The sequence below is a fragment of the Lysinibacillus sphaericus genome (assembly GCF_006864135.1).
GTDB lineage: Bacteria > Bacillota > Bacilli > Bacillales_A > Planococcaceae > Lysinibacillus.
The window spans coordinates 232913-245511 of sequence record NZ_SADV01000005.1 but is presented as its reverse complement, the minus strand read 5'-3'; the positions used below and the strand labels follow the sequence as shown (position 1 = coordinate 245511).

Annotated in this window: 12 protein-coding genes and 1 pseudogene; 8 read left to right on the top strand and 5 right to left on the bottom strand. The window is 36.7% G+C overall.

The features are described 5' to 3' along the window. Window positions 1-98: 98 nt before the first annotated feature. The 4 genes from C7Y47_RS08760 to C7Y47_RS08745 form a co-directional block, all read right to left on the bottom strand. Entirely contained in the window at window positions 99-1367 is a 1269-nt protein-coding gene (locus C7Y47_RS08760; protein ID WP_142508419.1) for a PTS ascorbate transporter subunit IIC, read from the bottom strand. A 49-nt stretch (window positions 1368-1416) separates the two neighbouring features. Further along, entirely contained in the window at window positions 1417-1680 is a 264-nt protein-coding gene (locus C7Y47_RS08755; RefSeq protein ID WP_142508418.1) for a PTS sugar transporter subunit IIB, read from the bottom strand. Then, window positions 1680-2135 (bottom strand): PTS sugar transporter subunit IIA, encoded by a 456-nt coding sequence (locus tag C7Y47_RS08750; protein WP_142508417.1) that lies wholly within the window; start codon window positions 2133-2135, stop codon window positions 1680-1682. Before C7Y47_RS08750 ends, C7Y47_RS08755 begins: the two co-directional genes overlap by 1 nt. A gap of 64 nt (window positions 2136-2199) precedes the next feature. Then, window positions 2200-3111 carry a LysR family transcriptional regulator gene (locus tag C7Y47_RS08745; protein WP_142508416.1) on the bottom strand — a complete coding sequence of 304 codons (912 nt, stop codon included), beginning with the start codon at window positions 3109-3111 and terminating at the stop codon, window positions 2200-2202. A gap of 134 nt (window positions 3112-3245) precedes the next feature. Between C7Y47_RS08745 and C7Y47_RS08740 the strand changes: the two genes are divergently transcribed. The 8 genes and pseudogenes from C7Y47_RS08740 to C7Y47_RS08705 all read left to right on the top strand — a co-directional run bounded on the left by C7Y47_RS08740 (window position 3246) and on the right by C7Y47_RS08705 (window position 11969). Beyond that, entirely contained in the window at window positions 3246-4214 is a 969-nt protein-coding gene (locus C7Y47_RS08740; protein ID WP_255505096.1) for an ABC transporter ATP-binding protein, read from the top strand. Further along, a pseudogene (locus C7Y47_RS08735) lies at window positions 4211-5235 on the top strand (ABC transporter substrate-binding protein). Before C7Y47_RS08740 ends, C7Y47_RS08735 begins: the two are co-directional and overlap by 4 nt. 59 nt (window positions 5236-5294) lie before the next feature. Next, complete coding sequence (locus C7Y47_RS08730) at window positions 5295-6956, top strand: ABC transporter permease (protein WP_142508415.1); 1662 nt, start codon at window positions 5295-5297, stop codon at window positions 6954-6956. After that, on the top strand, window positions 6949-8043 hold the full coding sequence (locus tag C7Y47_RS08725) for an MBL fold metallo-hydrolase (protein WP_142508414.1): 1095 nt from the start codon (window positions 6949-6951) through the stop codon (window positions 8041-8043). Before C7Y47_RS08730 ends, C7Y47_RS08725 begins: the two co-directional genes overlap by 8 nt. After that, complete coding sequence (locus C7Y47_RS08720) at window positions 8040-8837, top strand: hypothetical protein (RefSeq protein ID WP_142508413.1); 798 nt, start codon at window positions 8040-8042, stop codon at window positions 8835-8837. Before C7Y47_RS08725 ends, C7Y47_RS08720 begins: the two co-directional genes overlap by 4 nt. A 351-nt stretch (window positions 8838-9188) precedes the next feature. Next, a complete protein-coding gene (locus tag C7Y47_RS08715; protein WP_142508484.1) occupies window positions 9189-10490 on the top strand; it encodes a M48 family metallopeptidase in 1302 nt (433 codons plus the stop codon). Between the two features lie 129 nt (window positions 10491-10619). Further along, window positions 10620-11435 carry a YitT family protein gene (locus C7Y47_RS08710; protein ID WP_142508412.1) on the top strand — a complete coding sequence of 272 codons (816 nt, stop codon included), beginning with the start codon at window positions 10620-10622 and terminating at the stop codon, window positions 11433-11435. A 174-nt stretch (window positions 11436-11609) separates the two neighbouring features. After that, entirely contained in the window at window positions 11610-11969 is a 360-nt protein-coding gene (locus C7Y47_RS08705; RefSeq protein WP_142508411.1) for an MmcQ/YjbR family DNA-binding protein, read from the top strand. A gap of 288 nt (window positions 11970-12257) precedes the next feature. On the opposite strand, the gene C7Y47_RS08700 is transcribed toward C7Y47_RS08705, so the two are convergent. After that, a complete protein-coding gene (locus C7Y47_RS08700; protein ID WP_142508410.1) occupies window positions 12258-12599 on the bottom strand; it encodes a GIY-YIG nuclease family protein in 342 nt (113 codons plus the stop codon).

Genomic DNA, 12599 nt, shown 5'->3' with positions numbered 1-12599 from the left:
AATGTGAAATATTTATATATTTTGCAAAATCATCCCTTTTCTTTAGCAAATAAAAAGCCTCGCAAACATCTAAAGAGTTTGCGAGACATACAAATGAATTAAACTGCACCAAATAACTTTAATATATTTATTATTATGATCCCTATAATGCCGAAGTCTGAATCACCAAATGTAGTTCCTTCATAGCCGATATCACCCATAAAGATCAGTAGAATCGCAGGGATAAAGCTAATAATTAATCCGTTGGCAAATGCTCCTACCATAGCACCGCGTCTACCACCAGTTGCATTTCCGAATACTCCTGCAGCAGCACCCGTGAAAAAATGTGGTACAAGCCCAGGTACAATTACTTTTAGCTCTATGACAGGGAGTATAAACATGGACACTAAGCCTGCTACAAAACTAAACAAGAAACCGATAATAACTGCATTCGGTGCGAACGGAAAAATTGTAGGGCAGTCTAATGCAGGCTTTGTGTTTGGCACAAGTTTATCTGCAATACCTTTAAAGGCAGGAACAATCTCGGAAATTAGCATTCGCACTCCAGCCAAAATGATATAGACACCAGCGGCAAAAGTAATAGCTTGAATAATGGCAAAGACGATAAAATTCGAACCGCCAGATAATTGTGTCTCAATATAGGATGAACCTGCGAATAGAGCAACGATAATAAAAAATAGACACATAGTTAAGGACACAGCTACAGATGTATCCCTTAAGAACCCTAGAGATTTTGGGACTTTTATGTCTTCTGTTGATTTGGCTTTGTTTCCAAACATCTTCCCAATTTTAGCAGAGACATAATAACCAATACTGCCAAAATGGCCAACAGCAAAATCATCACTGCCAGTTATTTGACGAACAGTTGGTTGTAAAATGGCAGGGAATACGACCATACAAAGACCTAGTATAATAGAGCCGACGATGATAAGAGGTGTACCACTCATACCGCCGACTGACAGTGACGCTGCGATTAAACACGCCATAAACAATGTATGATGACCAGTTAAAAATATATATTTAAAAGGCGTAAATCGCGCAAATAATATGTTCATAATCATACCGAAAACCATAATCATGGCCGTAGATGTTCCAAAACTAGTTTGAGCGGCTGCTACAATCGCTTCATTATTTGGGATAACCCCTTGGACATGAAATGCATGATCAAACATTTTACTAAAATGATTTAAAGAACCAATTAAAACGCTTGCACCTGAGCCAAGTATAACAAAACCTATAACCGTTTTTAACGTACCAGAAAGTACTGTTGAAGTTGATTTTTTTTGGATTAATAAACCAACAAAAGCGAATAGGCCGACTAATATAGCTGGTGTTCCTAAAATGTCATTCATAATAACATCTAACATATTAACACCTCATCCTATCCATTTTTTAATTAAGTTCAAATTCGTTCCTTTATAACAGAGATTTAAGCTTTAATTTAATTTCAGAAATACTCATCATATTAACAATACTAACGATGTGACCTCTCTCTTCGCCTAATTGATTAATAATATCTTCTGCGCCAATATAAATATCCGCTTTCTCGGCCTTGGCAGATGCTAAATCTGTATGAGTTACTTCTGCAACTTTTCCAAGTTCAGCTAACGCTTTTTTTACATTCAATTCCATAATAAAGCTACTGCCTAAGCCATTCCCGCATACTACTAATATTTTCATCAAAATGACCCCTTTGCCATAATTTGTTCGATTTCTTTGATAATATCGTCTTTATGCTGGCAGGCAATGATGCTGTCTATTTGATTTGGTTCTTGCAAAATCTTTGTTATGTCAACTAATGCTTGCAGATGCGACACATGATCAGTTGCCGCCAAGACAATAATTAAGAAAACAGGCTTTTCTGGTCCAAACAAAACAGGTTTTTGTAAGCTTAATAGGCTCATGGCTAGCTCATTAACGCCTTCTGTGTGCCGTGCATGTGGAATTGCTACCTTTGGTGTAATGACTACATAAGGTCCGTGTTTTTCAATGGAATGAATCATTGACTCAATATAGCGTTCTTCGATTTTATGCTGCTTTAATAGTGGATTTGCCGCTAAATGAATAGCTTCCTGCCAAGTATTTACAAAATTTGCGAGTTGTATAGTATCTTTTGTCAGTAACTCAGTTAGCAAGTACAACCCTCCCTTCATAGGGATAAACAACTCCCATTCCATATTACTATTGCTGACTATGGAATTATGTCATAAAAGGATATATTTTTAACTGTTTGGCTAAATCATAAATTGCAGTTTTTACAAATGCATCCAACTTGCTATCTAGACGAGATTTTGGATAAATAAGTTGAATTTTTCTATTAAGTGTCACATCGTGCAAGTCTTTTTTGATCAAAAGTCCTGATTTTAACTCATCTTCGATTAGGGCAACTGACAAAAATGCAATTGTCTTTCCGAAAGTAAGCATCTTCTTAATAGTGCTGACAGAATCGAGTTCAATCGTATAAATGGATGGATGAAATGGGTCCATCCATTTTTCTATAAAATGATTCGTTGAACTTGAGGATGTATGCAATAATACTTTATTTTTTAGGACATCTGCTTTTGTGATGTCCTTTTTTGATGCGAGCTCATGGCTAGGACTCAATGCTAATACAAGGGAATCTTCGCCGATTGTTTTGTATATAAGAGATGAATTTTCTTGTTTTGTTTCCATAATTAGCCCGAAATCTAATTCTTGAAGAGCTACCTTTTGTTCAATTTCGGGTGCTGTTTTTACTTCTAGCGATATTCGAATGTCTGGGTAAGCTGTTGAAACGAGATGAATAATATCTGGCATAAAAATATGTGCAGGTAGCCCGCTTGCGCCAAGACGAATGTAGCCGATATTACCCGCTAAAAGATTTTCGACAAAGCGATTCATGTCTTTTTGTAGCTGTACAATTTGGCGAGCATAATGATAGAGCCCTTCTCCCGCTTCTGTTAAACGGTATCCACCTGCATTTGTCCGAAATAAACGGATACCATATTCCTCTTCAATGGAGCGAATATGAAAGGATACTGTCGGTGCTGTTAGACCAAGCTCTTTGGCAACAGGAGCTAATTTTTTTAATTCTACGAGTAGGCAAAATGCCTGTAATTTCATGTTATTCATTTTATCCTCCTAAAGTAAATTAGAAAAAATCTTAGTTTTGCTTTAGTTTATTAGATTTTTTTTAACGAGTTATTAATAATATATTAATATTTTCTAAATATCTGGAATTTATAGTTGTAATTAACGAGGAGGATATGATGAAAATTTCATTAACGAATATCGAGAAAAAATATGGACAGGCTCAAGTGCTATGGCCCATTAATGTGGAGCTGGATAGCAAGTTTATTACCATTTTAGGGCAATCAGGCTGTGGTAAGACAACGTTATTAAAAATATTGGCAGGTCTTGAACAGCCGACAAATGGAGAAATCTACTTTGATGACAAAATTATTTATTCATCCAAACTCCATAAAAATGTAAAACCAAATAAGCGAAATATAGCAATGGTTTTTCAAGATTTTGCATTATGGCCTCATATGACTATTTTCCAAAACATTGCTTTTGGCCTGAAGGGTATTGTTCCAAAGACAGACATTCCGGCTCGAGTAGAGCATGTTATGCGATTGGTGAAAATGGAGGGGTTTGAAAAACGAAAACCTGGGGAGTTATCGGGAGGGCAGCAGCAACGGGTAGCGCTAGCGAGAGCACTTGCGACAAATCCACAGCTTATTTTGTTTGATGAACCATTATCGGCGCTCGACGCAGTACTAAGAGAAAAAATGCAAGATGAAATCATGCATATTATTCACGAGCTAGATTGTCAGGCTATTTTTGTTACACATGATCAAACAGAGGCAATGGCAATGTCAGATCAAATTATCGTGATGGAGGCAGGAAGAATTGCACAAGTGGGAACACCTGAAGAAATTTATCACGCTCCAGCAACGCCGTATGTGGCAGATTTTGTCGGCAAAGTGAACTGGTTTGATAAAGATAATTATATTGTGCGACCTGAAGGAGTATCCAGACTACCAGGCCCAGGTACGATTGCAAAACAAGCGATGATTGTAAAAAGTACCTTTATTGGTGATCGTTATTTAGTGCAGGCACAGGTAGAAGGTAAGCACTGGAGCTTTTACGAAGCAGAACCAATAGAACAAGGCAAACAGCTTGAAGTTTTTATTGATGAAAAACAAATATATCAATTGGAGGGTTTACATTGAAAAAACGAGGGTTAAAACTATTTGCTACAGCTGGGGTTCTTTTAACATTAGTATTAGCGGGCTGTGGAAATAAAGAGGTAGAGAAGAATGATAAAGCAAGTTCAAACCCAAAAGAAGAACAAACTTTAACGGTATACTCTGCTGGTCCAGAAGGTTTAGCTGCGAATATTCAACAAGCATTTGAAGAGAAAACAGGTATAAAAGTAGAAATGTTCCAAGGGACAACAGGCAAAATATTATCGCGTTTAGAAGCGGAAAAAAATAATCCTGTAGCAGACGTTGTCGTACTAGCCTCTGTTGCTTCAATGGATGGCTTAAAGGAAACTGATCAGCTTCAAAGTTATAAAGACGCTGTTAATGCAAAGAAAATCAATACTGATTGGTCAAATGCAGAAGGGTATTACTATGGTTACAGTGCCTCAGTATTAGGTATTGCTTATAATACTAAAAATACGCAACAGGTTCCGGCAGAATGGACAGATTTAGCAAAAGCTGAATGGCAACATAAAATTAATATACCAGACCCTAGCTTGTCAGGCTCTGCTGTAGACTTCTTATTCGGATATACAGAAGCTGAAAAAACAGCTTGGGCTACGATAGAAAGGTGGAAGGAAAATGGTTTACAGGTGAATGGTGCCAATAAGGAAGCATTAGATGCTGTTATTACTGGTGCCAAAAATGCCACAATTTCAGGGGTAGATTACATGGCCTATAAAGCGAAAGCTGATGGTGAGCCAGTAGAAATTATTTATCCAAAAAGCGGGACAGTTGTCAGTCCGCGGGTTGTTGGTATTTTGAAGGATGCAAAAAACGTAAAGAGTGCAAAAGCGTACGTTGATTTTTTACTGTCAGATGAAGGGCAAAAGCTTGTAGCAAATGCTTACTTACTACCAGGCAACAAGATATAGCTGTTAAGGATCGCGCAGCCTTAGATGAAATTCCACAGCTAAACGTGAATTGGAAAGGTGCAGAAGCGAAGCAGTTTGAAATATTAACTAAATTCAATGATATTTTTCGTTAAGTAGATAGGAAGTTTTTTAGCCTCCTTTAAGTTTTTTTTAGGGAAGGATTGAATCATCAATGATTATGGAAGGCAGACGAACTTTTGGATTTTTACTGACACTTATCGTCACGTTAGGTATCGCACCGTTAATTGCCATTGCATTTTATACGTTTATGAAAGATGGGCAATTAGATGTTTCGCAGATTAACAGAATGTTTGCCAATGAAAGAATGTGGCAAACGCTTGGAAACTCTGTGTTATTAGGGGTTTTAGTTATTATAGGGACTACAATTGTAGCATTCCCAATGGCGTTAATAAGAACGAAAACAAGCTTATATAAATACGATTGGCTAGATATTATTTTAACGATTCCGTTTATGACACCACCATATATTGGTTCCATGGGATGGATATTGTTCATGCAAAATAATGGCTTTCTCCAACAGCTATTTCCAAGTGCTGCTTGGATGACTGAATCGTTCTTCTCCTTATTTGGAATGGTCATGATTATGAGCCTGCATCTTTTTCCTTTCTTATATTTAATGTTGAAAAATACGCTATTAAGAATCAATGGCTCCTTTCTAGATGCTGCATTAATTTTTGGACGAAGCTCTTGGAGAAATTGGACGAGAATAGTTTTGCCTTTAGTAGTTTCTAGCTATGTTCTAGGGAGCTTGCTAATTTTTATCAAAACACTTGCTGAATTTGGAACACCTGCAACGTTTGGTAGTCGAATTGGCTTTCAAGTATTTACAACGGAGATTCACTCTTACCTTTCAAGATGGCCAGTAGACATTAGTATGGCGACATCGCTATCATTATTTTTACTATCAGTTTGTCTCGTTATCTGGTATTTTCAAAATCTTATTGGACGAAAATATACATATAGCGTGCTATCTGGAAAAACACCAGCTATTCGCGAAATCAAAGATAAATGGTATGTTAAGTTCGGTTCATGGCTTTTTGTCGGGATCATCATGTTACTATCAATCGGTATTCCTTACTTCTCAATTATTGTGACATCTTTGCAGAAAGTAAGGGGAGATGGTTTGCAGGCAGGGAATTTTTACTTTGCCTCCTATCAGGAAGTGTTTACAAGTGGAAGTGCTGGATTGTCAGCATTTTTAAATAGTGTTGTTTTCTCCGTAATCACAGCTGTCGTTACAGCAATTATTGGTTTGTTCATTGCCTTGTACATTAAAAGAGGAGAAACGAAAAAGCAGCAAATATTAGATTTCTTTAGTTTAATGTCTAATATTATTCCCGGAATTGTCTTTGTAGTTGGGTTAATCATGTTTTGGAATGCACCGTGGCTACCAGCGACCATCTATAACACAAAGGCAATGGTTGTAGTCACGTATTTTGTACTTTTTTTACCATACTCCGTGCAATATATAAAGTCATCTTTATCACAATTGGATTCTTCGATATTCCAATCAGCCGCTATTTTTGGGCGAAGTAGCTGGGCTGTTTATCGACATATCATCATTCCATTATTAATGCAGGGAATTCTTGCTGGAATGATGATGACATTTATTATCTCAATGCGTGAGCTTGTCGCTGGATTACTCATTTTGCCTCCTTCAGTAGAGACTGGCGCAACATTTATTTACAATCAATTTGAACAAGGCAATGTTGGTGTAGGAATGGCTGTAGCGGTGATTACAGTCGTCATGACCGTTATTTTCATGTTTCTATTAGATTGGCTGCAAAAACGGGGAGGACATGTAGATGCTTAATGTAGAGATTTTAGGTGGGGTCGGTGAGTATGGGCGTAACTGTTTTTTCATTGAAAATAATGGACATGCTATTTTACTCGATTGCGGAGTGATGAACAATCGACAAAAGACACCTCCAAAATTAACACAAGCTCATGTGGCAAGGCTTGATGCAGTGTTTATTTCTCATTCACATACAGATCATGTAGGTGCTATTCCTTTACTTGAGCGATGGGGATATAGAGGGCCGATAATTATGAGTAAAATGACTGCGCAGCAATTAAAACAGTCTTGTCAACATACAAGAACCTTTCAACCAGAATCAATCGGAGAGTGGATAGTTGTTAGTAAATGTCTTGCCTTTCAATGGGGCTACAGTGGGCATCTAATCGGAAGCGTTTGGTACAAGATTCGTTTTTTTGAGGAGATGATATTTTACTCTGGCGATTATGTTGTGGATTCCTATTTGTTAAAAGCAGCACTGCCGATAGAGGACGGGACTGTTTATGATCTAGCTATTATAGATAGCGGTCATGTTGAGAAGCGCATCAATAATTTAGAAGTATTGCAGCAAATGGCGGAATATATCAATGCAAATCCAGGCTGCCCGATCATTTTCCCAGCTTCTTTCTCAGGAAAAACAGCAGATATTGCTACTTATCTTTTTCAGCATACGACAAGAGCGATACATGTAGATCATGATTTGTTGTCGTTATTTGATAATTATTATGAGGCACCTGAAAATTTATTGCCTATCAAAACAATTTTGCAAGAGTTTAAACTAGAATGTTTGACAAAGAAAACAGAATGTGAAAACTTCATTTATTTTGTACCTGAGCGTAATGAAGCGAAATTAGTGGAACTACTTCACAAAAAGCCAACAGCTATGGTTATCTTTACGGGATATTGGAATAAAGGCAAATATAAAATTCAATTTTCCAAAAATCAACATAAGGATTTTTTTTACAAAACGCATCCGGATTATGATGATATCATCGCACTTTTTAAGAAAATACATTCACATAAAACTATCTATTTTCACAGTTCATTAACGAATCGAGAAACGACTACCTTGCAATTACTAAAACATGAAGAGGAAATAACATGAAGAAATGGGCAGTAAATTTTTATTTAGTTGTTATTGTACTTGTTAGCATCATTGGATTGGATTCTACACAAGCTAAAGCAGCAATCGAACCAGGGAATGAAATTAAATTCAATCTTAAATCTAAGCTTTTCACTGAACCGGATATTTTTACTATTTTCCAAGCTACAAAAAAAGATGAAGTAAAGATTTATTTCTTTGATACGCCGAATAGAGCTTTTCTAAATGAGGATTATATCCACCGTTTACGTGTTTATAAAGGAAGCAATAACATGGATATCACGTATAAAAAGAGATTTTTAAATACACCTTTGGATGAAGCAATTGCTATTACAGAGAGTCATGGCTTCACTGGAACAGAGTCTAACTATAAATTCGAAACGGATATTAAGGGTAGCAATCGTTCGTTCGCAATAAGTCGTAAGGAATCATTAAAGACTACAGCTAAAATTTCCTATGATGCAGTGGATACAAATGCGGCCAAAAAATTAATTTTAGAAAATGTTCCGAAGAAAATTTTAAATTGGGATTCTGAAGCATGGTATCAAAACACATTATCCCAAGCGGTTGTATATGGTCCTGCAAAGGCAACAACATATAAAGGAAGCTTTGCGGGCTATGCGGCGGATATTGAGGTTTGGCAATATCAAGAGGAGATTATGGTAGAGCTATCAACGAAAGAGGATGATGCATTAAAGGCCGCTATTATAGAAAAAGAATGGCATGATCGATTAGAATTAGCTAGTTATTTAAGTGAAGATCAACGTGGCAAAACGGCATTTGTAATGGATAGGTAATAAAAAATATTCTTTAAAATTCGCGACACTTCTAGGAATAGCGAACGAGCCGTGGTACTTCAGCATCTACATGGCTTGCTACGCATTTGGAGAAGTAGAACGAATTTTTTTGTTAAAGAAACTATAGATTTTTTATTGTGGAAAAACAAGGGTATAGTTTTCGTCTAAGCTAAAGCGCTACATCCTCGAGGTTCGATCCCTCGGGCTCTCCAGCGCTTTAGTGCATTTGTTCTTTTGGTGTAAAGAAGGACAGAAGGTAAATAAAAACAAAGAAAAAATTGTTCTAACTTTTTCATTTTAGCTTACACTTACTATAGGACGAACTTAGTGTTGAGCAAGGGAGGAAATGACATAGCGAAAAAAATGGGAATTGTCGCGCTACTTTTATTCGGTGTTTATGTGCTGTGTATGTATTGGTATATATTCCACAGCGGTGGTGGTACAATACCCCGTGCGATGCAAGGGACAGCTGCAGATCCAGTGATGTTTATGTCCGAAAAAGAACTATACTTAAGCGGTGAATATTCTAAAATACGGAACTTCCTATTCTTTGTTGCTACACCTTTGGAATGGTTAATTTATTTCATGATTTTAACTATGGGCGTATCACGTTACTTTGAAAAGGTGGCGACGTCACAAACAAAATGGAAGCTGTTACAAAATGCAAGCTACTTATTCTTATTATCATTTTTACTATACGTTGTACTATTCCCACTCGATTATTATCGTTACAATTTAAGCAAAACTTACGGAATTAGTACACAAGGTTTTTCTTCATGGATGCGAGACGGCATTATTGATTTTTGGGTTAACTTTGGCATGAGTCTAATTATCGTATCTGTCCTTTACTGGCTCATCAAAAAAAGTGCCAAAAGATGGTGGCTATATGCATGGTTTCTAACGATTCCATTTACAATATTTGTGATGTTCATTCAACCTGTAGTCATCGATCCTTTATATAATGATTTTTATCCGTTAAAAAATAAGGAGCTAGAAGAGAAAATTTTGTCTATAGCTGAACAGGCAAATATACCAGCAGAGCACGTATATGAAGTCAATATGGCAGAAAAAACAAATGCTTTAAATGCCTATGTAACGGGTATTGGCAGTAATTCAAGAATTGTGCTATGGGATACAACCTTAAATCGTTTAACAGATAATGAAATATTATTTATCATGGCACATGAAATGGGACACTATGTTGAGAAGCATATTTATTTTGGGATTGCTGGGTATCTTCTGTTGTCATTGCTAGGCTTATGGCTGACAGCAAAATGTTTGAGATGGTTCATTGGACGTTACGGACAGGTATTAAAAATTAAAAAAGTCGGTGATATAAGCTCTTATCCATTGTTCTTACTCCTAACATCTGTTTTATTATTTGCTTCGAGCCCTCTGTCGAATTATATTTCGCGGTATCAGGAAAATAGAGCTGATCAATATGCGATTTCACTAACGGGCGATCGAGAGTCCGCAATTACTGCATTTCAGAAGCTAACAATATCTGGTTTGAGTGAGGTAAATCCACAGTTGCTCGTAAAGTGGTTCCGTTATACACATCCGCCTATGCTTGAACGTATTTATAAGGTAGCGGAGAAGGCTGAAGAGAATAAAGAAGAGCCGTTAAAAGAGGAGCAGAAAAAAGAACATTAGAAGAAATAAAGAAATAAATGTCGTTGTTTTTACTGCAATAGTGCCCTACTCAAGGTTTTTTAAACGAATAAATTGGGTATTCTAAGGGAAAGAAGTACAAAACTCGTTCGTTATGATAGGGGATTTATTATGCGGAATATTGTCATTATTACACTTTCATCGATATTAGTCGCCCTTGCCTACAATCTTCTGTTAATCCCACATGAGATTTTAAGTGGGGGATTAAGTGGGATTGCTATTATGCTTGGTATTATTACACCCTTGAATACAGGGGTTTTAAATTTACTATTGAATTTACCTTTGCTAATTATAGGTGTCTTGAAGCTAGGGAAACGGTTTATTGGCTATACCATTCTTTCTGTAGTTGTCTTGTCGGTAAGCTTGTATATTATTCCGGTTTATAAAGCTACACAAGATCCAATTCTTGCGTCATTATTTGGTGGTGTTATTGTGGGCATAGGGTTGGGCTTGATTTTTCGTGCGGCAGGTTCTTCTGGTGGTTTTGATATTATAGCGATGCTACTAAGTCGTAAACGAGATTTTCCACTTGGTACATTAATCTCTGCGATGAATGGTATCGTTGTAGCTATCTCCGGGTTCGTCTTTAGCTGGGATGCGGCATTACTGACACTCGTATCAATTTATGCTACAGGGAAGGTTGTCGACACCATTCATACGAGCCATATTAAATTGACACTGATGATTATTACGAGTAAGGGCGAGGAAGTAAAACAGCAGCTACTGGAAAAGCTTCATAGAGGTGTAACGATTATGGATGCGAAAGGTGCTTATTCAGGCGAAGGGCGCAAAGTTTTAATTACCGTCATTACACGCTATCAGCTTGCTGATGTTAAAAGTATGATCAAGAATGCAGATGCTAAAGCTTTTGTCAATATATTACAAACTACTGAGGTCATCGGTGTGTTTGATAGAGGCATAAAGTAAAAAGTGTCCTAACACTTTAAAAATTAAATCGTGTGACCGAAGATCTGCTCGAACAAAAATTATTAGAAACTGAAATTAATTTAAAATAATTATTTCCTCTACACACGTTATTGATTATAATGAAAATAATCGAACGTGTGTTTCTTTATTTTTAAAACGAAATGGGGTTGAATAATGAACAAAGAAACAATTCATAAATATTGCCTAAAACTTCGTGGAACAACGCATGATTACAAAGAAGAATGGCAGGCGGATCGTTATCATGTTGGGGATAAAATGTATGGCATGATGGGTGGAGATAGTACCGGAAGACCTGTACTTACTTTAAAATGTGAACCTAATCGAGCTGAAGAGTTAAGAGAAGCCTATGAAGGTATTATTCCAGGTTATTATATGAATAAAACACATTGGAATTCAATCTATATGGATGTAGATGACGTACCTATTGATTTAGTTGAAAATTTAATCAAACATTCGTATGAGCTAGTTTTCGGAAAGCTAACAAAAAAAGCTCAGCAGGAAATTCAGAAATGAAGTGAGAGAGCAAGTAGGATTCCCGCACGCAAAGAAGTGGGGGCAGGCCGACGAAGAAATACTCAGATGCCAAGAAAACCACTCCGGTTAAACTGATCGGATGCAAGAGAAAAGTGCTCGGGTCGGCCGAAGAACTGATCAGATCCAACTGATATTTACTCTACCAGTGAAAAGGAATTCCCCGGAAGGAGTGAATCCCCGTGCGATACAACACAATATATGAAACAAAAAAAGAATCTGCAAGTTTCTCAAGCTTAGTCTCGTAGAAAACAGATTCTTTTTTGTTATTTAATTATATCCACGTTCACCAAATGGCTGAAGTTTGTCGAGCCATTTTTGTTCCAGTTTTTCTAGCTCTTTTTTTGGATCGAAATAGCCTTCTTCTTTTTTCTTCAAATATTCCACAACTTCAATATCAAAAGCATCATGGCCGAATGTGTTGAAATCCGCTTGTAGTTCTTTATTAGTATGTGTCTTCGTTTTTAACATAAATTGAAAGCCGTTTAAGCGTTTTAAATTATTGAAGCTGCCAACAAACACTTTACCATTTTGTTGATTGGTCATTGTGAAAACACCAGCTTCGATTTTTATTTCTTTATACATTTCCTTTAATTCTTTTTTATGGTCCAT